We start from the raw sequence: 23082 nt of genomic DNA, 5'->3' as shown, positions 1-23082 counted from the left end.
CATACAAAATAATGGATAACCGGCTTGTGGGGCTTAACTAAAAATTTCCGCAGCGCCTTTAGGGCGCTTTTTTACACTGGTGGGTCGTGCAGGATGACTCGCTGCGCTCGCCCTTTGGGCCATCGCCGCAGGCGGCGATGTTGTCTCACTGCGCTCGACCCGAACCTGCTGCAGCTTCGAATCGTTACAAACTGCGCATAGTAAAAAAGCGCCTTTAGGGCGCTTTTTACATTGGTGGGTCGTGCAGGATGACTCGCTGCGCTCGCCCTTTGGGCCATCGCCGCAGGCGGCGATGTTGTCTCACTGTGTTCGACCCGAACCTGCTGCAGCTTCGAATCGTTACAAACTGCGCATAGTAAAAAAGCGCCTTTGGGGCGCTTTTTTACATTGGTGGGTCGTGCAGGATGACTCGCTGCGCTCACCCTTCGGGCCGTCGCCGCAGGCGGCGCCGTTGTCTCACTGCGCTCGACCCGAACCTGCTGCAGCTTCGAATCGTTACAAACTGCGCATAGCAAAAAAGCGCCTTTAGGGCGCTTTTTTACACTGGTGGGTCGTGCAGGATGACTCGCTGCGCTCGCCCTTCGGGCCATCGCCGCAGGCGGCGATGTTGTCTCACTGCGCTCGACCCGAACCTGCTGCAGTTTCGAATCGTTACAAACTGCGCATAGTAAAAAAGCGCCTTTAGGGCGCTTTTTACATTGGTGGGTCGTGCAGGATTCGAACCTGCGACCAATTGATTAAAAGTCAACTGCTCTACCAACTGAGCTAACGACCCAAAATACTACGCTAATTACAATATCGGGGGAGATTCAGTTAAGCATCCCAAAGAACTTCCGCAAAAGCGGTATATCTTTCATGGATTAGACTCGCTTTCCACCGCTGCGAGTGGTGGGTCGTGCAGGATTCGAACCTGCGACCAATTGATTAAAAGTCAACTGCTCTACCAACTGAGCTAACGACCCAACATACTATGCTAATTGCAATACTGGGGGAGATCAGATAAACATCCCAAAGGGCTTCCGCCAATGCGGTATATCTTTCACTGTTTAGACTCGCTTTCCACCGCTGCGAGTGGTGGGTCGTGCAGGATTCGAACCTGCGACCAATTGATTAAAAGTCAACTGCTCTACCAACTGAGCTAACGACCCAATGTGGTGGGTGATGACGGGATCGAACCGCCGACCCCCTCCTTGTAAGGGAGGTGCTCTCCCGGCTGAGCTAATCACCCACGGAACTGCTTTTGGTTGAGTGGTGGGTCGTGCAGGATTCGAACCTGCGACCAATTGATTAAAAGTCAACTGCTCTACCAACTGAGCTAACGACCCACTTTGCTACCGATCCCGCAATGGAATAACCCTCGGCAACGGCGGCATATATTACTGGTTTGAGATTTCAGCGCAACAAAAAAATTGCCTGGCCGTACTTAACCGGTCAGGATTCATGCGTTGCGCCCAGAAAAACGGCGCTCGCAAACCGAAACGAATCTCTTACAAAGCATCAATCCGCTTTTGCGCCATTTTTGCGCCGCTGCTGCCAGGATATTTTGCCATAACCTGTTGATAAACGGCTTTTGCTTTCGCTGAATCGCCTTTATCCTGCATGATGACGCCAACTTTATACATTGCATCCGAAGCTTTAGGCGACTTCGGCCAGTTTTTTACCACCAGAGCAAAATAGTGTGCTGCATCGTCTTTTTGCCCCTTGTTATAGCTAAGCTGGCCAAGCCAATAGTTTGCGTTAGGCTGAAAAGTTGAGTCAGGATATTTCTTTACAAACCCCTGAAAAGCGCTAATTGCCTCATCCTGGTGCGATTTATCCTGAACCAGTGCGAAGGCTGCATTATAATCTGCGTTCGCATCACCGCTTTGAATGGCGGTGCCAGCTTTGCTTTCAGGCGTTGCTGCCTGCGCGGAAGGTGCCTGAGCGCCTGCATCCGCTGGCGCATTCGGTTCTCCGTTTTTCCCGGTAGAATCCCCCGCTTTCAGGCTGTCCATTTGCAATAAGATTTGTTTCTGGCGCTCAACGACCTGGCTAAGCTGATACTGACTTTCCTGTATCTGCCCCCGAAGAGAATCAATATCTGATTGATTATCAGAAAGTTGCTGCTGAAGTTGCGTTAATAATTGGCTATGTGCATTTGAGATACGCTCAAGCTGCGTTACGCGATCTTCCGTTGATCCTGAACCTATGCTTCCAATCGCTGCCTGTGCATAAGCGGCCCAGGGGGCCGCTATGCCAACAAGCAACGTCAGACTCAATGCGTGATATCTGAAATTACCGCTCATACTTCTCTCTTAATAAACCAATACGGCACGACGGTTTTTCGCATACGCGGCTGCATCGTGACCCAATACTGCAGGTTTTTCTTTACCGTAGGAAACAATGGCCATTTGGTCGGCTGAAACGCCTTTGCCCTGTAGGTACATTTTAACGGCATTAGCGCGACGCTCGCCCAATGCGATGTTGTATTCCGGGGTACCGCGCTCATCCGCGTGCCCTTCGATGGTCACTTTGTAAGACGGATTGCTGCGCAAAAACGCCGCATGCGCATCCAGCATTGCCGCAAATTCAGAACTAACGTCGTAGCTGTCATAACCGAAATAGACGATGTTGTTCTGCTGCAGTTGCTGCATCTGCAGGCGCGCCTGTTCATCGGCAGACGTATTACCGTTGCCCGCGCCGCTCCCGTCAGCGCCCATTCCCGTACCTGCGCCCATCATTCCGCCGCCAGCGCCGCTCTGGTCATTGTCAGCGCTTTTATTGGAACTACAGGCCGCAATCGCCATTACAGGCAGCGCCAGCATCAACCCTTTCAGCACTTTATTCAATCGCATGTTTGGATCCTTAACTCATCACAGTATTGTTATCAGAGATACGGCGACCATGCCGGGAATTTAACCTGGCCATCAGTTGCCGGGAGACGCGCTTTAAAACGCCCGTCGGTTGAAACCAGATTCAGCACGGATCCCATCCCCTGAGAAGAGCTGTAGATAACCATTGTGCCGTTCGGTGCCAGACTTGGCGTTTCATCCAGCATCGTGGAGGATAACGTTTGTACGCCTCCCGTAGCCAGATCCTGTTTGGTAATATGCTGTTGCCCATTATTTGAGCTCACCATTACCATAAATTTACCGTCGCTGCTGACGTCAGTGTCCTGATTCTGGGCGCCTTCCCAGGTCAGACGCTGCGCAGCACCGCCGTTAACGTTGACTTTATATACCTGAGGACGCCCAGCCTGATCGGAGGTAAATGCCAGGTTCTGGCTGTCCGGGAACCAGGAGGGCTCAGTATTATTGCTACGTCCGTTAGTCACCTGTCTGATCTGTCCTGAAGCGATATCCATCACATACAGATTCAGGCTACCGGTTTTGGATAACGCAAAGGCGAGCTTCGAGCCATCAGGCGAGAACGCAGGCGCACCGTTGTGACGAGGGAATGAAGCCACCTGCCGCACGGCACCGTTAGACAACGTCTGGATAACCAGCGCGGAACGCCCGCTCTCAAAGGTGACATAGGCAACTTTACTGCCGTCCGGAGACCAGGCTGGAGACATAAGCGGCTGCGCGGAACGATGCACGACAAACTGATTGTAGCCATCGTAATCGGCAACGCGAAGTTCATAAGGAAACTGGCCGCCATTGGTTTGCACCACATAGGCGAGACGCGTCCTAAAAGCCCCTTTGATACCCGTAAGCTTTTGAAAAACCTCATCGCTTGCGGTGTGAGCGGCATAGCGCAACCACTGTTTGCCTATTTTATAGCTATTTTGTGACAGTACCGTACCAGGTGCACCGCCGGTATCGACCAATTGATAAGCTACCGTGTAGCTGCCATCCGGATTAGGTGAAATTTGCCCGACCACGACGGCATCAATACCCAACGCTGACCATTCCTGGGGCTGGACTTCCTGCGCATTACCCGGCTGCTGTGGTAAACGCGCGCGATCCAACGGGTTAAATTTCCCACTATTACGCAAATCAGCGGCAACAATATCTCCGATATCTTCAGGCGCCGCGCCCTGGCCCGCCCACTTAAAGGGCGCAACACCGATTGGACGCGCAGAGTCAACGCCCTGGGTGATTTCAATGCGTACTTCCGCATGCAGGACTGCAGCCCACAGCATCAGAAAACTTAATGCAATTCGTAATGCCTGCTTCATTTTATCTCCCTTACCCAGGCCAATAGCGGCCCCTGATAATGTTCAGCTTTACATCCCTGCGCGGATATCCGCGCCGACGCAATAACGACTAACAATACCGTATTCTGCAAGTCACTGGAGCAGTTATAGCAGAACCTCGAGCCCGGCGTGACAACCAAATGTGTAATCAGCCTCTTAAGTAACTTTAAACTTATCTACGGTTTAAAATCCAACGGCGCGTTTTTGAAGATTTCATATATGGCCTGAGTTGGAGGTTTCGGCATATGCGCCTGACGCGCCGCTGCCAGCGCGGCCTGGCATAGGGCAGCGTCTCCACCTTCTGACTGGATATTCAATAACAAACCATCCGGCGCCAGTTTAATGCGCAGCGTACAGGTTTTGCCCGCATAAGAAGAAGAGTCGTAAAATTTACTCTCAATTGCAGATTTAATTTGCGCTGCATAACTGTTTATCTCAGCGCCAGAAGCCCCGTTATTTTTTGCATTTCCCTGCCCGGCCGCTCCAGAATTATTCTGTTTCGTGCCACCGCCGCTTTTCGGCGCATTCTTACCCGAGCTAAGGTCTCCGAGCAAATCATCGACGCCCTGAGCGTCCGCTTTGGCGGCAGCCTCTTTTTCGGCAGCCGCTTTACTTGCCGCTGCTTTCTCTGCCGCCTTTTTCTCTGCGGCCGCTTTTGCTGCGGCTTTTTTCTCCGCCGCCGCTTTTACGGCAGCCGCCTTTTCCGCGGCCGCTTTTTCGGCAGCGGCTTTCTCAGCGGCTGCCTGTGCGATGGCTTTCTTTTCTGCTTCCTGGCTCGCTTTTTTTGCCGCCTCTTCCTGAGCTTTCTTTTGCGCCGCAGCGTTTTTAGCCGCCGCTTCTTCAGCCTGCTTTTTAGCCTGTTCTGCCGCAGCCTGTTTAGCTTTTACCTCAGCGTCAGCTTTCGCGCGGGCATCCGCCTCGGCTTTTTCTTTGGCTTCAGCCTGCGCCTTTGCTTCTGCCACCGCTTTTTCCTGGGCAGCTTTTTCCTGAGCGGCCTGTTCTGCCAGTTTTTGCTGCTGGAGCGCTTTCTCCTGCGCTTCCCGGCGCGCCTGCTCCTGCGCTTTTTGCCGCGCCTCTTCCTGTGCCCGCTGTTTGCTCTGCTCAGCGGCCTGGCGAGCGCTGGCCTGTTGCTTGCTTTCATACTGCTGAACAACAGCGCCAGAATCGACCATCACGGCATCAATGGCCGAACCGCCTCCGCCGCCAGCGGCTTCATCCATATGCTCGTCAAACGAGCTCCAGATAAGCAACGCAACCAGCAAGATATGCAGCACGGCCGAAATAGCTATCGCCCGCTTTAGCTTCGTATTTTCTTCGGTTGCCTTAGACACCCTGATTCCTCAAAACTGTTCGGCCCATCTTTAACGCCCTATATAGGCTGCGTCATTAACCCAACGGACTTCACCCCTGCCTGATGAAGCAGGTTAAGCGCTTTAATGACTTCATCATAAGGAACGTCTTTCGCTCCTCCGATCAGAAACAGCGTTTTCGGGTTCTCCTGGTGCCGCCGCTGCGCTTCTGCCGCGACCTGCTCCGCAGGCAACTGTTCCATACGCTCTTTGCCGATAACGATGCTGTATTGCCCAACGCCGGCCACTTCAACTATTACCGGTGGATTATCATCGGTACTGACCGTTTTGGAATCCGTTGCATCAGGCAAGTCCACTTCAACGCTTTGCGTAATAACAGGCGCCGTTGCCATAAATATCAGTAACAGCACCAGCAAAACATCCAGTAGCGGAACAATATTAATTTCAGATTTTAGCTCACGCCGCCTGCGACCCCGGGATCTGGCCATATTCACCCCTTGTTGGTTTCGCTGGTACTAAACGCCTGACGATGCAAAATCGCCGTAAACTCTTCCATAAAATTATCGTAGTCTTGCTCAAGCTTATTGACCCGCTGATTCAGTCGGTTATAAGCCATTACAGCAGGGATTGCAGCGAACAAACCGATCGCTGTTGCAATCAGCGCTTCGGCTATCCCTGGTGCCACCATCTGCAAAGTAGCCTGTTTAGCCGCGCCGAGCGCAATAAAAGCGTGCATGATGCCCCAAACGGTGCCAAATAAGCCGATATAAGGGCTTATTGATCCCACTGTGCCTAAGAAAGGAATATGCGTTTCCAGGCTTTCCAGTTCGCGATTCATTGAAATGCGCATAGCCCGGGAGGCACCTTCAACAATGGCTTCCGGCGCATGGCTATTCGCCCTGTGCAGGCGGGCAAACTCCTTAAAGCCCGCATAAAAAATCTGCTCCGAGCCGGTAAGGCTATCGCGCCGCCCTTGGCTTTCCTGATAAAGGCGAGAGAGATCTATGCCTGACCAGAATTTATCTTCAAATGCCCCGGCCTCACGCGAGGCGGCATTCAAAATACGCGTTCGTTGGATAATGATGGCCCAGGACGCGATGGAGAAACCAATTAACACCAGCATGATCAATTTGACCAGCAGACTTGCTTTCAAAAACAAGTCAAGGATATTCATGTCAGTCACTGCTTGAACTCCGCAACAATGGACTTAGGAAGCGCCCGGGGCTTCATCGTGGTCGGATCAACACAAACAATCAACACTTCAGCTTCATTAAGTGTTCTACCGTCTGCGTTAACGATTTTTTGCGAGAAAAGCATAGAAGTGCCACGCACCGCGGTTATCTGCGACTGGACTTCCAGCAGATCGTCGAGCCTGGCCGGTGCCAGATACTCTAGCGTCATTTTACGCACCACAAACGCCACACGCTCTTCTAATAGGGCATGCTGGTTAAAACGGCGATGCCGTAGTAGTTCGGTACGCGCCCGCTCATAAAAGGCGACATAATTGGCGTGGTAAACCACACCGCCAGCATCGGTATCTTCGTAGTAGACCCTAACCGGCCATCGAAATAGCGTTGTGCTCACTCTATATCCCGGTAATGTCAATAAACGTAGCTACTATACGCAAGCGATACAGGGTTGGGAATGGGACGAAGCCTGGGAATCGTAAAATATTTAAGGGCCGTAAAGGCCCTTGAAAAGAGTGGAATTATTGGCTAAAGCACGAGGATGACGAAAGCGGTCAGCAATACGATATCCGCCAGCATCGGGCAAAATATGCCTTGCCATAAAACGCGCCGGGGGCGAAACCCGACCCCATGTATGACGCCAGCGCACACCGCCCATATCATCAGAAATCCCTGCCAAACGCTAAACACGCCCGTTGCCGCAGCAAAGCGCGTGGGATCCCAAAAAATGGCACCCGCGAATGCCAGCGCCAGAATAAGGGAAAGAGCCCGCAGGGGGCTCTTATCCATAAACGCGTACAGCGATGCGATAATATGCGCCATCAGGCACTATCTTTCGCTTTATGGGTAGCTTCGGCCTGCTCAAGCGCCAGCGCGGTAACTATCCCAAAAGAGCAGGCCAGCAGCGTGCCCAAAATCCATGCAAAGTACCACATAGTGAACTCCTTACTTAGTACAGAGAGTGGGTGTTGCTTTCAATATGCTCTTTCGTGATGCGACCAAACATTTTCCAGTAACACCAAATGGTGTAAGCCAGTACGATGGGCACAAACACGATGGCGACATAGGTCATTAGATTCAGCGTCATATGGCTGGAAGTCGCATCCCACATCGTCAGGCTGGCGTTCAGCATGGTGCTGGACGGCATGACAAACGGAAACATTGCGATGCCTGCAGTTAAAATAACGCAGGCCAGCGTTAATGATGAGAACAGGAATGCCCAGGCGCCTTTTTCTATCCGGGAGAACAATATAGTCAACAGCGGTAATGCAACGCCCAGAGCAGGAACGGCCCATAGCGCTGGCATGGTTTGGAAATTGACCAGCCATGCACCGGCCTGACGAGCGACCTCTTTATTTAACGGGTTTGACGCCGCACGCGGGTCGATAGCCGAGGTTACAACATAACCTTCGATGCCATACATCACCCAAACGCCCGCCAGTACAAAACAAACCATCATGATAAGCGCGGCAATTTGCGCCGTTTTACGCGCACGCAGATGCAGTTCTCCCACGGTGCGCATTTGCAGGTAAGTTCCCCCTTGCGCCAGGATCATCGTCACACTCACTACGCCGGCCAGCAGCCCAAACGGATTCAGTAGCTGGAAGAAATTACCGGTGTAATAAAGACGCGAGTACTCATCCATGTGAAACGGTACGCCCTGCAATAAATTGCCGAACGCGACGCCAATCACCAGCGGCGGGACAAAGCTTCCGATAAAAATGCCCCAGTCCCACAGGGTGCGCCAGCGCATATCTTCAATTTTCGAACGGTAATCAAATCCTACCGGACGAAAGAAGAGCGATGCCAGTACTAAAATCATCGCGATATAAAAGCCTGAAAACGCAGCGGCGTAAACAATAGGCCATGCGGCAAATAATGCGCCACCGGCGGTAATTAGCCAGACCTGATTACCATCCCAGTGGGGCGCAATGCTATTTATCATGATACGGCGTTCAGTATCTGTACGCCCCAGGATGCGGGTTAACATCCCTACGCCCATATCAAACCCATCGGTCACGGCAAAACCAATCAATAAAATACCGATCAGCAGCCACCAGATTAAACGCAATACTTCATAATCGATCATGTCTCGACTCCTGTCTTAGCGTAGCGGCTGAGAAGCCGTGCCGGACTGCTCAAAATGATAGCGACCGGTTTTTAAACTGCTCGGCCCCAGGCGGGCAAACTTAAACATCAGATACAGTTCAGCCACCAGGAATAGCGTATACAGACCGCAAATCAACAGCATAGAGAAAATCAGATCGCCTGCCGTAAGCGTAGAATTTGCCACCGCGGTCGGTAGTACTTCACCGATGGCCCAAGGCTGACGACCGTACTCTGCAACAAACCAGCCAGACTCAATGGCAATCCAGGGCAGCGGGATACCGAACAGCGCGGCGCGCAGTAACCATTTTTTCTCGCCGACGCGATTACGTAGTACCGTCCAGAAGGACGCAGCGATGATAAGTAGCAGCAGGAAGCCACATGCCACCATGATACGGAAAGCGAAGTAAAGCGGCAGTACACGCGGCACGGAGTCTTTAGTGGCCTGTTGGATTTGCGCTTCCGTCGCGTCCGTCACGTTAGACGTGTAGCGCTTCAACAGTAGCCCATATCCCAGGTCTTTTTTCACCTGATTGAAGTCTTCGCGCAGCGCCGGATCTTTAGCACCACCGCGCAGCTGTTCTAGCAGGTGATAAGCTTTCATGCCGTTGCGAATACGAGCTTCGTGCTGCACCATCAGATCTTTCAGACCGGTAACCTGCTTGTCCACCGAGCGCGTAGCGATAAGCCCTAATGCATAAGGAATCTGAATCTGGAAATGGTTTTGTTGTTTATCCTGATCCGGGATACCAAATAGCGTAAACGACGCGGGCGCAGGCTGCGTTTCCCATTCCGCTTCAATCGCTGCGAGCTTGGTCTTTTGCACGTCGCCCATCTCATAACCGGATTCATCGCCCAGTACAATCACCGAGAGCACGGCAGCCATGCCGAAGCTTGCCGCGATGGCAAAGGAGCGTTTAGCAAACGCAAAATCACGGCCTTTCAACATATACCAGGCGCTAATGCCTAAAATAAACATAGTGCCGGTGACGTAGCCGGACGCGACAGTATGCACAAACTTAACCTGTGCGACGGGGTTCAGAACCAGCTCCGAAAAACTGACCATTTCCATACGCATGGTTTCAAAATTAAAGTCAGAGGCAACGGGGTTTTGCATCCAGCCGTTTGCGACCAAAATCCAGAGCGCGGAGAGGTTTGACCCTAGCGCCACAAGCCAGGTGACGGCCATATGCTGAACTTTACCCAGGCGATCCCAGCCAAAGAAAAACAGCCCGACAAAAGTCGACTCAAGGAAGAAAGCCATCAAGCCTTCAATGGCCAGCGGCGCCCCAAAAATATCGCCGACATAGTGTGAATAGTATGACCAGTTTGTTCCGAACTGGAACTCCATCGTCAGGCCGGTAGCGACCCCGAGGGCAAAGTTAATTCCGAACAACTTGCCCCAGAATTTGGTCATATCTTTATAGATTTGTTTACCCGTGAGCACATAGACTGTTTCCATAATTGCCAGCAAAAACGCCATTCCTAGCGTTAGCGGCACAAACAGGAAGTGGTACATTGCGGTCAAGGCAAACTGTAAGCGCGACAGTTCGACAATATCAAACATCTTGACTCCTTGCTCTTCGCATGAAGACGGCTGTGGCACCGTTTCTCTCCACAGCGTAAACCCCAACAGAAAGATATTTGCCTCTCTCCTGGTCAGATTTAACTCATGAAAAAAGAGAAATCTCACAAGGAAAGTTTACAAATACGTTAAAAAAATACCAACGAATGTTCCCGCAATTATATTACGCTGCAAAAACCCGGTAATAAACAGGTTTTTGTTGCGCTTTTTTTTGCGTTTCTTACGGAGAACAATATATAGCGAATTTAAGCAAAAAGAGCCAGTTTGATCTAAAGCAATTATTATCAAAACCTCGCTAACTCCCGGGAATCTCCTTGTATTTTCAGGCTAACTGATAAATACATGTTAATTTTATTGAGTAATTTAAGGAGGGGAAAATGATTAATGTTAAATAAATGTTTTTATATAATGCGTTATTTTATCATTCCCGCAACGCTACGCTTTTCCTTATTGAGGAATAAATCGCATTAAAGGATACGTTAATGACAATAAGATCCCAGAAATATACCGACATATGTCAGTAAATAATGGCTGATATTAGTTTTATAAGTATCTGGTTTACATAAATAATAAGAAACATACACTTTAAAATAAGATTTTTGCTCCAGGCAACGTCTTAAGCTAGGCTTTATGAGCTAATATTTCTACGACTAAAGTTACGTTAAAACTTTTACTGAGAAAGCCATTCCCGTAATAAATCCTTACCCATTTCCGCCCTCTTAACCATATGGGCGTCGATTTGTTACCTCCCACACCGTTAGCGATTATCCCGCATCGTAAAACCCCGCATAGCAGGCAGCGGGGCTAAGATATGTTTAAAAAATCTTTTCCTGTACGATAAAAATTATCGTATCGGGAAATAAGCTGAGAACCATTATCAATGGCACTCTTAGCAAAGCACAGCTTCAGCCAGCAAAAAAAAGCCACCTTACGGTGGCCTGAATGTGAGCGCGTTTCTGATTTACAACAAGCGGTTTTAGTTTATCCAATCACACTTTTTAACGCCTCACCAATATCCGCAAGGCTGCGCACGGTTCTGACGCCAGCGGTTTCCAGCGCCGCAAATTTTTCATCCGCCGTGCCTTTCCCACCCGCAATAATCGCGCCTGCGTGCCCCATTCGCTTGCCTTTTGGCGCAGTCACGCCGGCAATGTAGCCAACCACGGGTTTAGTGACATGTTCTTTGATATACGCTGCGGCCTCTTCTTCGGCGCTCCCGCCGATTTCACCGATCATCACGATAGCCTCTGTTTGAGGGTCGTCCTGAAAAAGCTTCAGAATATCGATAAAATTAGAGCCAGGGATAGGATCGCCGCCAATGCCAACGCAGGTAGACTGACCAAAGCCGTAGTCCGTGGTCTGCTTCACTGCTTCATAGGTTAACGTCCCGGAACGCGATACGATACCAATCTTCCCGGGTTTATGAATATGTCCTGGCATAATGCCGATTTTGCACTCCCCGGGCGTGATTACGCCGGGGCAGTTTGGCCCAATCATGCGAACGCCCGCTTCATCCAGTTTCACTTTCACCGTGAGCATATCCAGCGTGGGGATCCCTTCGGTGATGGTAATAATGAGTTTAATTCCCGCATCGATAGCTTCAAGGATGGAGTCTTTACAGAAGGGGGCCGGGACGTAAATAACAGAAGCGCTTGCACCCGTAGCATCAACCGCCTCGCGCACGGTATTGAACACCGGCAAACCTAAATGCGTGGTACCGCCTTTACCCGGCGTAACGCCACCGACCATTTGCGTACCGTATTCAAGAGCCTGTTCAGAGTGGAATGTGCCCTGGCTGCCGGTAAACCCCTGGCAAATGACTTTGGTATTTTTATCGATCAAAATGGACATTATTTCCCTCCTACGGCGGCGACGACCTGCTGCGCTGCATCGGTCAAACTTTGTGCTGCAATAATATTAAGGCCGCTATCCGCGAGTTTACGCGCGCCCAGCTCTGCGTTATTCCCTTCCAGGCGTACCACTACTGGCACATTAACGCCTACTTCCGCAACGGCGCCGATAATCCCATCGGCAATCAGATCGCAGCGCACGATGCCACCAAAAATATTCACCAGCACGGCCTTTACGTTGTCATCCGAGAGGATGATTTTGAACGCTTCGGTGACGCGCTCTTTGGTGGCGCCACCGCCCACGTCCAGGAAGTTTGCCGGTTGTCCGCCGTGCAGCTTAACGATGTCCATCGTGCCCATCGCCAGGCCCGCGCCGTTCACCATGCAGCCAATATTTCCATCCAGTGCCACATAGTTGAGTTCCCACTGTGCGGCATGAGCTTCACGTGAGTCTTCCTGAGAAGGATCGCGCATTTCGCGCAGCTCAGGCTGGCGGAATAGCGCATTACCATCGGCGCTCAACTTCCCGTCAAGGCACACTAAATCGCCCTGTGTGGTGATGACCAGCGGGTTAATTTCCACCAGCGCTAAATCACGCTCCAGAAACAGCGTCGCCAGTCCCATAAAGATTTTCGTAAACTGCTGAACCTGCTTAGCTTCCAGCCCCAGCTTAAATGCCAGCTCGCGTCCCTGGTAAGGCATTGGCCCGGTTAAAGGGTCGAGCGCGACTTTATGAATAAGATGAGGGGTTTCCTCAGCGACTTTCTCAATTTCCACCCCGCCTTCAGTCGACGCCATAAATACCACGCGGCGGGAACTGCGATCGACAACCGCTCCCAGGTACAGCTCTTTTGCGATATCTGTCGCTGCTTCAACCAGCACCTGGTTAATCGGCTGACCGGCCGCGTCAGTCTGATACGTAACTAGACGTTTTCCGAGCCACTGCTCAGCGAATGCGCGAATATCTTCTTTACTGTTCACCACTTTAACGCCGCCGGCTTTACCGCGGCCACCTGCGTGAACCTGGCATTTGACGACCCACGGACCCGCACCTATTTTAGAGGCGGCCTCTTCCGCTTCGCGCGGGCTGGTACAGGCATAGCCTACCGGAGCCGGCAAGCCATACCGGGCAAACAGTTGCTTCGCCTGATATTCGTGTAAGTTCATGTGTTCTGTCCATCCAAATAAAAGAGCGCAGACGCTCAGGGTACAGAGGTGTCGCCTCTCTGCGGAGGCGACGTTATAAGGCGGGCATAAAACCCTTATACGTCCAGCAGCAGACGCGTTGGATCTTCCAGCATCTCTTTAATCGCCACCAGATAACCTACGGACTCGCGCCCGTCGATTAGGCGGTGATCGTATGAGAGCGCCAAATACATCATCGGCAAAATTTCCACTTTGCCATCAACCGCCATCGGGCGATCTTTGATTGCGTGCATGCCAAGGATGGCGCTTTGTGGCGGATTGATAATCGGCGTCGACATCAGTGAACCAAAAACGCCGCCGTTGGTAATCGTAAAGTTACCGCCGGTTAGCTCCTCAACGGTCAATTTACCGTCACGACCTTTCACCGCCAGCTCTTTAATTCGTTTTTCAATGTCGGCCATGCCCAGCAAATCAGCGTCTTTCAATACCGGCGTCACCAGGCCGCGCGGCGTGGAAACCGCAATGCTGACGTCAAAGTAGTTGTGGTACACCACGTCTTCACCGTCAATGGAGGCGTTGACTTCCGGAAAGCGTTTCAGCGCTTCAACAACCGCCTTAATATAAAAGGACATAAAGCCGAGGCGCACGCCGTGACGCTTTTCAAACGCCTCACCGTATTGCTTACGCAAATCCATAATTGGCTTCATGTTGACTTCATTAAATGTGGTCAGCATAGCGGTAGAATTTTTCGCTTCCAGCAAGCGCTCCGCCACGCGCTTACGCAAGCGCGTCATTGGCACACGCTTCTCAGAACGATTGCCCGCCTGCACGGAAGCCACCGCTGCAGGCTGGGTCGCCGGGGCTTTATCTTGCGCTGCGAGGTGCTTTTCCACGTCTTCACGCGTTAAACGCCCGCCTACGCCCGTGCCTTTCATTGCCCTCGCATCCAGACCGTGTTCCGCCAGCAGGCGGCGAATAGCCGGGCTTAATGCATCGTTGCTCTGCTCTTCAAGGCTGGCGGAGTGGCGCTGAGCAGGCGTGGAATCTTTCTCCTGCGCTTTGGCGTCGCTCGCCTTACCGCCGCTATTCCCTTCTTTCAGACGCCCCAAAATCTGGCGAGAGGTTACGGTCGCGCCTTCATCTTCCAGTACTGCATCCAGCACGCCATCGGCCGCCGCCGGCACTTCCAGTACGACTTTATCAGTTTCGATTTCAACCAGAACGTCATCGCGCGACACCGTATCACCTGGTTTTTTGTGCCAGGTTGCCACCGTCGCATCAGCAACAGATTCAGGAAGATCGGGAACCAGAATATCTACGCTACTCATTTTTTATCCTTAGCTATTAATCGATGTTCAGCGCATCGTTGACCAGGTCTTTTTGCTGCTGCTGGTGAACGGACATATAACCCACGGCGGGCGAAGCGGATGCCGGACGGCCGGCATAGCGCAGCATCGCCTGGTCAGGCAGGGCTTCACGCAGGTGATGCTGGCTGCAGTACCAGGCCCCCTGGTTTAGCGGCTCTTCCTGACACCATACAAAATCACGCACGTGTGCATACGGCGCCAGCACATCCTGTAACGCTTTATGCGGGAATGGATAGAGCTGTTCTATACGGATGATGGCAACATCACGGCGCTCTGATTTCCGGCGCTGTTCCAGTAAATCGTAATACACTTTGCCGGCGCACAGCACGATGCGCCTGACAGCAGCCGGGTCAAGTTCATCCACTTCGCCAATCGCCGGCTGGAAAACGCCGCCAGCAAGTTCACTGATGTCAGAAACCGCCAGCGGATGACGCAGCAGCGACTTCGGCGACATAACAATCAGCGGGCGACGCATACCGCGCAGCGCCTGACGACGCAGCATGTGATAAACCTGTGCCGGCGTTGAAGGTACGCACACCTGCATATTCTGTTCAGCGCAAAGCTGCAGATAACGCTCAAGGCGAGCGGATGAGTGTTCCGGCCCCTGGCCTTCATAGCCGTGCGGTAACAGCATGACCAGGCCACACATTCTTCCCCATTTTTGTTCGCCGGAGCTAATAAATTGATCGATAACCACCTGAGCGCCGTTCGCGAAATCGCCGAACTGCGCTTCCCATATAGTCAGCGTCCTTGGCTCTGCGGTGGCGTAGCCATATTCAAAGGCCAGCACTGCTTCTTCAGACAGCACGGAATCCCATACTTTGAACTCCCCCTGCCCGTTGTGAACATGTGCCAGCGGTACCCAGGTAGAACCATTGGTTTGATTATGGATAACCGCATGGCGATGAAAGAATGTGCCGCGCCCGGAATCTTCGCCGGAAATGCGCACCGGAATGCCTTCATCCACTAGCGTCGCGTAGGCAAGATTTTCTGCCGCACCCCAGTCAAACGGCTTTTCGCCTTTTGCCATGGCCTGGCGATCGCTATAGATTTTCTCCACCCGCGACTGCATTTCGATGGTGTCAGGGACGCTACTGATGCGTTTTGCCAGCTCCTGCAGACGTTTCATCTCAACCACATGCGGATAAGTTTCATCCCAGTCATGGTTAAGGTAAGGCGACCAGGTGAAAGAGTGCAGGTTCATTGGGCGCCATTCTTCCACCACGCATTCCCCGGCATCCAGAGCATCCCGATACAGGTTGACCATTTCAGTGGCATCTTCCAGGGAAGCAACGCCCTTTTGTTCCAGGCGATCCGCATAAATTTTACGCGGAGTGGGATGCTTTTTGATTTTTTGGTACATCAGCGGCTGGGTTGCGCTCGGCTCGTCGGCTTCGTTATGGCCATGGCGGCGATAGCAGACCAGGTCGATAAAGACATCGCGTTTAAAGGTATTGCGGAAATCCAGCGCCAGCCGCGTGACAAACGCAACGGCTTCAGGATCGTCGGCGTTGACGTGAAAAATGGGCGCCTGCACCATTTTTCCAATATCCGTGCAGTAAGGCGTGGAACGCGCATCCAGCGGGTTAGACGTGGTAAAACCGACCTGGTTGTTAATGACTATCCGCACCGTGCCACCAACTTCATAGCCGCGGGCCTTCGACATATTTAGCGTTTCTTGTACTACGCCCTGCCCGGTAACAGCGGCATCGCCATGGATAGTAATTGGTAATACCTGGTTGATTCCCGGCTTATCCAGCCGATCGAGCCGCGCCCGAACAGATCCCATGACGACAGGGCTAACAATTTCCAGATGCGAAGGGTTAAACGCCAGCGCCAAATGTACTAAGCCGCCTTCAGTTTCAACATCCGAGGAAAAGCCCATGTGATATTTCACATCACCCGTGCCTAAATGCTCTTTGTGCTTACCGGCGAACTCATCAAACAGATCCTGCGGTTTTTTACCCAAGACATTGATGAGAACGTTCAACCGCCCGCGGTGAGCCATGCCGAGAACCACTTCCCGAGTGCCATTTTTCCCGCCGTGTCGAATCATTTCTTTAAGCATGGGAACCAGCGCATCGCCGCCTTCCAGCGAAAAGCGTTTCGCCCCTGGGAACTTCGCGCCAAGATAACGCTCCAGCCCTTCTGCCGCCGTTAACTCACTGAGAAAACGTTTTTTTTCCTCGGCGGTGAAGCTGGGCTGCCCCATCACAGATTCGATACGCTGCTGGATCCAGCGTTTCTCTTCTGTGTTAGTGATATGCATGTATTCTGCACCGATTGAGCCGCCATAGGTTTGCCGTAGCGCGACAATCAGATCGGCAAGTTTCATGGTGTCCCGGCCGATAGCAAACGATCCCACATTAAAGGTTTGCTGAAGATCGTTCTCGGTTAAATTATGAAATGCAGGGTCCAAATCCGGCACCACCTCCCGCTGCCATAACCCTAGCGGGTCCAAATTCGCCGCCTGATGCCCGCGAAAACGCCAGGCATTAATAAGCTGCAGTACTTTAACCTGGCGGGCATCCGTATCAGGGTCGTTAAGCGAGGAAGAGTAGCGAGATGCGTCTTTCGCCAGACTGCGAAAATAATCACGCGTTTTAGAATGGAATTGATCCGGCTTTACGCCGGTAACCGGAAGTTGCTGGAACATGGAGCGCCACTCGGCATCCACCGAATCAGGATCGGTTAAGAAGTCTTCATAAAGCTGCTCTATCCAGGACTGGTTCGCGCCAGACAAATAAGAAGAGTCCAGCCAGGCTTTCATTGCGCCGTTCTGCATCGTTGTCCCTTAAGCATTTGTTATGCTTATTTGGCCGTGGATAACTACTACGCATGCAACCGCATACGTGACCTGCGATCCCTGAGCGAGCACGTCTTTTGGCCCGCGAAGGAACCTTTAGAAACTGTCTGAAACACTGTGGCTATTTCGCCGATCGGAGAAGAATATGCGCTAACGGCACGGCTTCATCTCATTGCCTGTGACAGTTTTTAAAGGCTTCCTGCCTTTACTTTCATTCCATAAAAAGCCTGAACATACCGGCGGCATTTACTTGCCGCCATGAGCAGGGAAGCCTGATATTGCGATGTTGCAAGCTTCCCTTATACGCCGCGTATCACTCCCGTTTTTACGCGCTACGCTGCAGCAACATTGACTTGATATGCCCTATCGCGCGCGTCGGATTTAACCCTTTCGGGCACACGCTGACGCAGTTCATGATGCTATGACAGCGGAATACGCTGAAAGCATCGCTCAGGTCGTCAAGCCGGGCATCGGTTTGCGTATCACGGCTATCAATAAGGAAACGATATGCCGCTAATAGCCCTGCAGGCCCAATAAACTTGTCCGGATTCCACCAGAAAGAAGGGCACGAGGTTGAACAACAGGCGCATAAAATACACTCGTATAAACCATCCAGTTTTTCACGCTGCTCCGGCGACTGTAAATGTTCACGCGCGGGTGGATTTTGCCCATTATTCAACAGGTAAGGCTTAATCTTCTCATATTGAGCGTAGAATTGCCCCATGTCTACCACCAGATCCCGAATAACCGGCAATCCGGGTAAGGGTCGGATCACAATTTTTTTCTTTCCATTCCCTAACGTAGAAAGCGGCGTGATACAGGCCAGCCCGTTTTTGCCGTTCATATTCAACCCGTCCGAGCCACAAACGCCTTCACGACAGGAGCGGCGAAACGCCAGACTGGGGTCTTTCTCTTTAAGTTGGATCAGCGCATCCAGCAGCATCATGTCGCGACCGTCATCCGCGTCCAGCGTGTAATCCTGCATATGCGGCGCGTCGTCAACATCCGGGTTATAGCGATAAATTGAAAATTCGAGTTTCATCACCTGTGCTCCGCTATTAATAAGTACGTATTTTCGGCGGAAACGCCGGACGCAGTTTAGGTTGCATGTTGACATGACGCCGCGTCATGGTTTCACGCTGCGGCTGGTATAAGGAGTGACACAGCCAGTTTTCATCATCGCGTTCGGGGAAATCAAAGCGGCTGTGCGCTCCACGGCTTTCCGTGCGGAAATTAGCGGCTTGCGCAGTGGCGTACGCGGTTTCCATCAGGTTATCCAATTCCAGGCACTCTACGCGCTGGGTATTAAATTCCCGGGATTTATCATCAAGGCGCGCATTCTGTAAACGCTCACGAATCGCCTTAAGCTGCTCCAGCCCTTTCGCCATCGCATCACCTTCGCGAAAAACGGAGAAGTTGTGCTGCATGCACTCCTGAAGATCTTTGCGGATTTGAACCGGATCCTCGCCGCTATTGTTATTTTCCCAGCGATTCAGGCGTGTCAGCGATGCATCGATATCAGACTCACTGGCTTCGCGCAGCGCGCCCTGCTCCGCAATTGATTCCTGCAAATGCATTCCCACAGCGCGCCCAAACACCACCAAATCGAGTAGAGAATTCCCCCCCAGGCGATTGGCGCCGTGTACCGAAACGCAGGCGATTTCACCGACCGCAAATAAGCCTGGGATCGCGACATCTTCCCCATTTTCATTCACGGTCAAAGCCTGGCCGGTAACTTTGGTCGGGATACCGCCCATCATGTAGTGACAGGTTGGGATCACCGGAATAGGTTCTTTAACAGGGTCAACGTGCGCAAACGTGCGCGACAATTCCAAAATGCCCGGCAGGCGCGATTCCAGCACGTCTTTACCTAAATGATCGAGCTTCAATTTCGCGTGCGGGCCCCACGGCCCGTCGCAGCCGCGCCCTTCCCGGATCTCAATCATGATTGAGCGTGCCACGACATCACGACCCGCCAAATCCTTGGCATTAGGCGCATAACGCTCCATGAAGCGTTCACCGTCTTTATTCAACAAATAGCCGCCTTCACCGCGGCAACCTTCCGTTACCAGAACGCCTGCACCGGCGATGCCCGTAGGGTGGAACTGCCACATTTCCATATCCTGCACCGGTACGCCGGCGCGGATTGCCATGCCCACGCCGTCCCCGGTGTTAATGTGCGCATTGGTGGTTGACTGATAGATACGCCCCGCGCCGCCGGTGGCCAGCACCGTAGCGCGGGCTTTAAAATAGACGACCTCACCCGTTTCAATACAGAGAGCGGTACAGCCAACGACTGCGCCATCCTGATTTTTGACTAAATCCAGAGCGTACCATTCAGAAAAGATGGTGGTATGATTCTTAAGGTTTTGCTGATAGAGGGTATGCAACAGAGCGTGACCGGTACGATCCGCCGCCGCCGCGGTGCGCGCCGCCTGCTCGCCGCCAAAATTTTTAGACTGTCCGCCGAAAGGGCGCTGATAAATTTTTCCGTCTTCCAGGCGGGAAAACGGCAGGCCCATATGCTCCAGTTCCAGAATCGCTTCCGGCCCCGTTTTACACATGTATTCAATGGCATCCTGGTCACCGATATAATCGGAGCCTTTTACCGTGTCGTACATATGCCATTCCCAGTTATCCTCATGAGTATTACCCAGCGCGACGGTAATCCCTCCCTGCGCAGAGACCGTATGAGACCGGGTGGGAAAAACTTTGGACAGCAGGGCGCAGGTTTGGCCCGCCTGGGAAATTTGCAGCGCGGCGCGCATACCTGCACCACCGGCGCCAACAACAACAGCATCAAACTCTCTGACTGGCAAATTCATTACACACCCCACACCACAACAAATCCATAAATGACGTAAACCAGAAGCGCGACGACTATCGCCAACTGTAATATCAAACGTATAGCCACCGGCTTAATATAGTCAGTCAATACCTGCCACATCCCTATCCATGCGTGGATCAAGATGACGATTAGCGCCAGTAGCGTGAATACACGAGTAAATGGAAGGCTGAAAAAAGCGGTCCAGGATAACCAGGTGATTTCGTCACTGGCGACAAAAAAACCAATCATGTAGATAAGATAAAGGGTGATTACGATAGCGGTAGCGCGTACCAGCAAGAAGTCATGCACACCATTGCGACCCAGTGCGGAAGCATTGCTTACCATAGGAAAACTCCTGCGAGAATTGAAAGCACTGCGGTAATTGCGAACGAAATAACCGCCGAACGCTTACCTGCGGTAAACGTTTCTTCCAGGCAGCCGAAATCCATCAGCATATGGCGAATGCCCACGACGACGTGATACGCCAGAGCGGTGAGAATGCCCCACATAATAAACTTAATCACCGGGCTGCCCATAATAGAGGACGCGGTAAGAAACCCATCAGGTGAGGAGAGCGATAGCCCCAGAAACCATAGCAGGATGCCCACCGCCACAAAAGTTATTACGCCAGATACACGGTGGAGGATGGATGCGATTGCCGTTACAGGAAAACGAATAGTGGCAAGGTTCAAATTAACAGGTCTTTGCTTTTTCACATTTCTTATCATGAATAACGCCCACAATGCTGTTCTTATTTTGTTTCCTTCCTCCGGTTCTGCGGGCGGGTCAGACAGCGCCTGTTTCTATAACCCTGCGTCATATAAAAACAACTGCGCGCAGATGCTAATTTGACGGGTTACTACGCTGGGTGGCTCGGGATAGCAGAGTCTTCCGGAGACCTGGCGGCAGTATAGGGCGTTCACATTATCATTACAATTAACATACAATTACTTTGTCTTCTTTTAATTCAAACAGTGAGCAATATCACGATAACAACATTATTTTAAATTTCACCCATATGATTTGACTGAAGTTAAACATTTCTGTTACAAACATCAGCCATAAAAATATACAATGCAGAAAAGTTATGAGGTAATTTTTTTACCTGCTTATACGTTATGTAACAGAAAAGTATATTGACCAAAGCCGACAAGGCCAGTAATAGTGATCGTCCGGTACAAAACTTTAGCTGACAATCTATTTAATTATTAATTAGTTACCGAAATGATGCGTTGCCAGTGCGCCGCGCACTCTGTACCCCGGCTCTCCTTTGCCACAGAGCAAGCGCTCTACAACAATAAGGCAACATCATGAAGGTAACAAAACAGACAAGAGCGACGCTCCTGTCAATAAGGCGCTTAAGGAGACCGTAAATGGTTGATAAAAAAGCAACGCTCACCTGTAACGGTGATGCTATCGAGCTGGACGTGCTTCAGGGCACGCTAGGTCAGGATGTCATTGATGTTCGCACGCTAGGTTCGAAAAACGTTTTTACCTTCGATCCCGGGTTTACATCTACCGCCTCCTGCGAATCAAAAATTACCTTTATTGACGGTGACGAAGGCATTCTGCTCCATCGGGGCTTTCCTATCGATCAGTTAGCTACTGACTCTACTTATCTGGAAGTCTGTTATATCCTACTCTACGGCGAAAAACCGACGCAGGCGCAGTATGATGAGTTTAAAACTATTGTCACTCGCCATACTATGATCCATGAGCAAATAACCCGTCTGTTCCACGGTTTTCGCCGCGATTCGCACCCAATGGCGGTGATGTGTGGCGTAACCGGCGCTTTGGCCGCTTTCTACCATGATTCTCTGGATGTGAATAACCCGCGGCACCGTGAAATCGCCGCATTCCGCCTGTTATCAAAAATGCCCACGGTTGCGGCAATGAGCTATAAGTACTCTATTGGCCAGCCTTTTGTCTATCCGCGTAACGACCTTTCCTACGCAGGTAACTTCCTGAACATGATGTTTTCTACACCATGTGAAGATTACGAAGTTAACCCAGTGCTGGAACGCGCAATGGACAGAATTCTTATCCTGCACGCTGACCATGAACAAAATGCGTCCACGTCGACGGTACGCACGGCGGGCTCCTCTGGCGCAAATCCGTTTGCCTGTATCGCGGCGGGAATCGCCTCGCTGTGGGGTCCGGCGCACGGCGGAGCAAATGAAGCCTGCCTGAAAATGCTGGAAGAGATTAATTCTAAAGAGCATATTCCTGAATTCTTGCGCCGGGCAAAGGATAAAAATGACTCCTTCCGCCTGATGGGATTTGGGCATCGCGTGTACAAAAACTACGATCCTCGCGCTACCGTAATGCGCGAAACCTGCCATGAAGTGCTAAATGAGCTGGGTATGAAGGATGATTTATTGGAAGTGGCGATGGAGCTTGAGCATATCGCCCTGAATGACCCCTATTTCATCGAGCGTAAACTGTACCCCAACGTCGATTTTTATTCAGGAATTACCCTGAAAGCAATGGGCATCCCCTCTTCAATGTTCACCGTCATCTTTGCTATGGCACGCACTATCGGCTGGATTGCACACTGGAATGAAATGCATGATGACGGGATTAAGATTGCGCGCCCTCGCCAGCTTTATACGGGATACACGCAGCGTGAATTTAACTCCGTGGTGGATAAAAAATAATATTCATTTATTCATCCGTGCAACGTTAAAACCACCTTTTAATAAAGGTGGTTTTAAATAAATA

General features: G+C 51.5%; 20 protein-coding genes, 5 tRNA genes and 4 other RNA genes. 1 reads left to right on the top strand and 28 read right to left on the bottom strand.

Translation table 11 applies throughout. The annotated features are described in order from the left end of the window. Positions 1 to 77: 77 nt before the first annotated feature. From SFA31_RS11780 to sdhC, 28 genes are all read right to left on the bottom strand, one after another. Positions 78 to 211, bottom strand: a non-coding RNA gene (locus tag SFA31_RS11780) — RtT sRNA. 21 nt (positions 212 to 232) lie between these two features. Next, positions 233 to 366, bottom strand: a non-coding RNA gene (locus SFA31_RS11775) — RtT sRNA. 22 nt (positions 367 to 388) lie between these two features. Continuing rightward, positions 389 to 522: non-coding RNA, RtT sRNA (locus SFA31_RS11770), on the bottom strand. 22 nt (positions 523 to 544) lie between these two features. Further along, a non-coding RNA gene (locus SFA31_RS11765) (RtT sRNA) lies at positions 545 to 678 on the bottom strand. 21 nt (positions 679 to 699) lie between these two features. Then, a tRNA-Lys gene (locus SFA31_RS11760) sits at positions 700 to 775 on the bottom strand. A gap of 111 nt (positions 776 to 886) precedes the next feature. Continuing rightward, positions 887 to 962 (bottom strand) — tRNA-Lys (locus SFA31_RS11755). 110 nt (positions 963 to 1072) lie between these two features. Then, positions 1073 to 1148 (bottom strand) — tRNA-Lys (locus tag SFA31_RS11750). A 4-nt stretch (positions 1149 to 1152) separates the two neighbouring features. Further along, positions 1153 to 1228, bottom strand: a tRNA-Val gene (locus tag SFA31_RS11745). Positions 1229 to 1249: 21 nt separating this feature from the next. After that, positions 1250 to 1325, bottom strand: a tRNA-Lys gene (locus tag SFA31_RS11740). A 162-nt stretch (positions 1326 to 1487) separates the two neighbouring features. Beyond that, positions 1488 to 2285 (bottom strand): cell division protein CpoB, encoded by a 798-nt coding sequence (gene cpoB, locus SFA31_RS11735; RefSeq protein WP_322838141.1) that lies wholly within the window; start codon positions 2283 to 2285, stop codon positions 1488 to 1490. 9 nt (positions 2286 to 2294) lie between these two features. Continuing rightward, positions 2295 to 2834 carry a peptidoglycan-associated lipoprotein Pal gene (gene pal / locus SFA31_RS11730; protein ID WP_322838140.1) on the bottom strand — a complete coding sequence of 180 codons (540 nt, stop codon included), beginning with the start codon at positions 2832 to 2834 and terminating at the stop codon, positions 2295 to 2297. Positions 2835 to 2866: 32 nt separating this feature from the next. Next, a complete protein-coding gene (tolB, locus tag SFA31_RS11725; protein WP_322838139.1) occupies positions 2867 to 4159 on the bottom strand; it encodes a Tol-Pal system beta propeller repeat protein TolB in 1293 nt (430 codons plus the stop codon). A gap of 194 nt (positions 4160 to 4353) precedes the next feature. After that, positions 4354 to 5508, bottom strand: a complete 1155-nt coding sequence (gene tolA, locus SFA31_RS11720) for a cell envelope integrity protein TolA (protein ID WP_322838138.1) — start codon at positions 5506 to 5508, stop codon at positions 4354 to 4356. A gap of 38 nt (positions 5509 to 5546) precedes the next feature. Beyond that, on the bottom strand, positions 5547 to 5975 hold the full coding sequence (tolR, locus tag SFA31_RS11715; protein WP_322838137.1) for a colicin uptake protein TolR: 429 nt from the start codon (positions 5973 to 5975) through the stop codon (positions 5547 to 5549). 2 nt (positions 5976 to 5977) lie between these two features. After that, the gene (gene tolQ / locus SFA31_RS11710) at positions 5978 to 6670 is read right to left on the bottom strand and encodes a Tol-Pal system protein TolQ (protein WP_322838136.1); all 693 of its coding nucleotides are present in this window, start codon (positions 6668 to 6670) and stop codon (positions 5978 to 5980) included. Further along, a complete protein-coding gene (gene ybgC / locus SFA31_RS11705; RefSeq protein ID WP_322838135.1) occupies positions 6667 to 7071 on the bottom strand; it encodes a tol-pal system-associated acyl-CoA thioesterase in 405 nt (134 codons plus the stop codon). Before ybgC ends, tolQ begins: the two co-directional genes overlap by 4 nt. Positions 7072 to 7202: 131 nt before the next feature. Next, positions 7203 to 7496, bottom strand: coding sequence for a cyd operon protein YbgE (gene ybgE, locus SFA31_RS11700; RefSeq protein WP_322838134.1), 294 nt, complete (start codon positions 7494 to 7496; stop codon positions 7203 to 7205). Further along, positions 7496 to 7609 carry a cytochrome bd-I oxidase subunit CydX gene (gene cydX, locus SFA31_RS11695; protein WP_322838133.1) on the bottom strand — a complete coding sequence of 38 codons (114 nt, stop codon included), beginning with the start codon at positions 7607 to 7609 and terminating at the stop codon, positions 7496 to 7498. Before cydX ends, ybgE begins: the two co-directional genes overlap by 1 nt. Positions 7610 to 7623: 14 nt before the next feature. Continuing rightward, positions 7624 to 8763 (bottom strand): cytochrome d ubiquinol oxidase subunit II, encoded by a 1140-nt coding sequence (gene cydB / locus SFA31_RS11690; RefSeq protein ID WP_322838132.1) that lies wholly within the window; start codon positions 8761 to 8763, stop codon positions 7624 to 7626. Positions 8764 to 8778: 15 nt separating this feature from the next. Beyond that, a complete protein-coding gene (gene cydA / locus SFA31_RS11685) occupies positions 8779 to 10347 on the bottom strand; it encodes a cytochrome ubiquinol oxidase subunit I (protein WP_322838131.1) in 1569 nt (522 codons plus the stop codon). A gap of 999 nt (positions 10348 to 11346) precedes the next feature. After that, positions 11347 to 12216, bottom strand: a complete 870-nt coding sequence (sucD, locus tag SFA31_RS11680; protein ID WP_322838129.1) for a succinate--CoA ligase subunit alpha — start codon at positions 12214 to 12216, stop codon at positions 11347 to 11349. After that, entirely contained in the window at positions 12216 to 13382 is a 1167-nt protein-coding gene (gene sucC, locus SFA31_RS11675; RefSeq protein WP_322838128.1) for an ADP-forming succinate--CoA ligase subunit beta, read from the bottom strand. The genes sucD and sucC overlap by 1 nt, the downstream gene beginning before the upstream one ends. A 95-nt stretch (positions 13383 to 13477) precedes the next feature. Beyond that, entirely contained in the window at positions 13478 to 14689 is a 1212-nt protein-coding gene (odhB, locus tag SFA31_RS11670) for a 2-oxoglutarate dehydrogenase complex dihydrolipoyllysine-residue succinyltransferase (protein WP_322838127.1), read from the bottom strand. A 16-nt stretch (positions 14690 to 14705) separates the two neighbouring features. Further along, complete coding sequence (sucA, locus tag SFA31_RS11665; protein ID WP_322838126.1) at positions 14706 to 17513, bottom strand: 2-oxoglutarate dehydrogenase E1 component; 2808 nt, start codon at positions 17511 to 17513, stop codon at positions 14706 to 14708. A gap of 346 nt (positions 17514 to 17859) precedes the next feature. After that, positions 17860 to 18576, bottom strand: coding sequence for a succinate dehydrogenase iron-sulfur subunit (locus SFA31_RS11660; protein ID WP_322838125.1), 717 nt, complete (start codon positions 18574 to 18576; stop codon positions 17860 to 17862). Between the two features lie 16 nt (positions 18577 to 18592). Beyond that, complete coding sequence (sdhA, locus tag SFA31_RS11655) at positions 18593 to 20359, bottom strand: succinate dehydrogenase flavoprotein subunit (protein WP_322838124.1); 1767 nt, start codon at positions 20357 to 20359, stop codon at positions 18593 to 18595. Beyond that, positions 20359 to 20706 carry a succinate dehydrogenase membrane anchor subunit gene (gene sdhD, locus SFA31_RS11650; protein WP_322838123.1) on the bottom strand — a complete coding sequence of 116 codons (348 nt, stop codon included), beginning with the start codon at positions 20704 to 20706 and terminating at the stop codon, positions 20359 to 20361. Before sdhD ends, sdhA begins: the two co-directional genes overlap by 1 nt. Next, positions 20700 to 21104: a succinate dehydrogenase cytochrome b556 subunit gene (gene sdhC / locus SFA31_RS11645; RefSeq protein WP_322838122.1), complete on the bottom strand. Its 405-nt coding sequence runs from the start codon at positions 21102 to 21104 to the stop codon at positions 20700 to 20702. The genes sdhD and sdhC overlap by 7 nt, the downstream gene beginning before the upstream one ends. Positions 21105 to 21734: 630 nt before the next feature. Between sdhC and SFA31_RS11640 the strand changes: the two genes are divergently transcribed. Continuing rightward, entirely contained in the window at positions 21735 to 23018 is a 1284-nt protein-coding gene (locus SFA31_RS11640) for a citrate synthase (protein WP_322838121.1), read from the top strand. Positions 23019 to 23082 lie beyond the last annotated feature (64 nt).

The organism is Erwinia sp. HR93, assembly GCF_034555055.1.
Taxonomy (GTDB): domain Bacteria; phylum Pseudomonadota; class Gammaproteobacteria; order Enterobacterales; family Enterobacteriaceae; genus Apirhabdus; species Apirhabdus apintestini.
Note: the sequence above shows the minus strand (reverse complement) of the source record. Positions and strands in the feature narration are given on the sequence as shown.

Coding starts and splice junctions, on each gene's coding strand:
- sdhD (WP_322838123.1), bottom strand. CDS start 20,706: ATGGTAAGCAATGCTTCCGCACTGGGTCGCAATGGTGTGCATGACTTC.
- pal (WP_322838140.1), bottom strand. CDS start 2,834: ATGCGATTGAATAAAGTGCTGAAAGGGTTGATGCTGGCGCTGCCTGTA.
- sucA (WP_322838126.1), bottom strand. CDS start 17,513: ATGCAGAACGGCGCAATGAAAGCCTGGCTGGACTCTTCTTATTTGTCT.
- cydA (WP_322838131.1), bottom strand. CDS start 10,347: ATGTTTGATATTGTCGAACTGTCGCGCTTACAGTTTGCCTTGACCGCA.
- cydX (WP_322838133.1), bottom strand. CDS start 7,609: ATGTGGTACTTTGCATGGATTTTGGGCACGCTGCTGGCCTGCTCTTTT.
- odhB (WP_322838127.1), bottom strand. CDS start 14,689: ATGAGTAGCGTAGATATTCTGGTTCCCGATCTTCCTGAATCTGTTGCT.
- cydB (WP_322838132.1), bottom strand. CDS start 8,763: ATGATCGATTATGAAGTATTGCGTTTAATCTGGTGGCTGCTGATCGGT.
- SFA31_RS11640 (WP_322838121.1), top strand. CDS start 21,735: ATGGTTGATAAAAAAGCAACGCTCACCTGTAACGGTGATGCTATCGAG.
- cpoB (WP_322838141.1), bottom strand. CDS start 2,285: ATGAGCGGTAATTTCAGATATCACGCATTGAGTCTGACGTTGCTTGTT.
- ybgE (WP_322838134.1), bottom strand. CDS start 7,496: ATGGCGCATATTATCGCATCGCTGTACGCGTTTATGGATAAGAGCCCC.
- tolR (WP_322838137.1), bottom strand. CDS start 5,975: ATGGCCAGATCCCGGGGTCGCAGGCGGCGTGAGCTAAAATCTGAAATT.
- sucD (WP_322838129.1), bottom strand. CDS start 12,216: ATGTCCATTTTGATCGATAAAAATACCAAAGTCATTTGCCAGGGGTTT.
- sdhA (WP_322838124.1), bottom strand. CDS start 20,359: ATGAATTTGCCAGTCAGAGAGTTTGATGCTGTTGTTGTTGGCGCCGGT.
- sucC (WP_322838128.1), bottom strand. CDS start 13,382: ATGAACTTACACGAATATCAGGCGAAGCAACTGTTTGCCCGGTATGGC.
- tolB (WP_322838139.1), bottom strand. CDS start 4,159: ATGAAGCAGGCATTACGAATTGCATTAAGTTTTCTGATGCTGTGGGCT.
- SFA31_RS11660 (WP_322838125.1), bottom strand. CDS start 18,576: ATGAAACTCGAATTTTCAATTTATCGCTATAACCCGGATGTTGACGAC.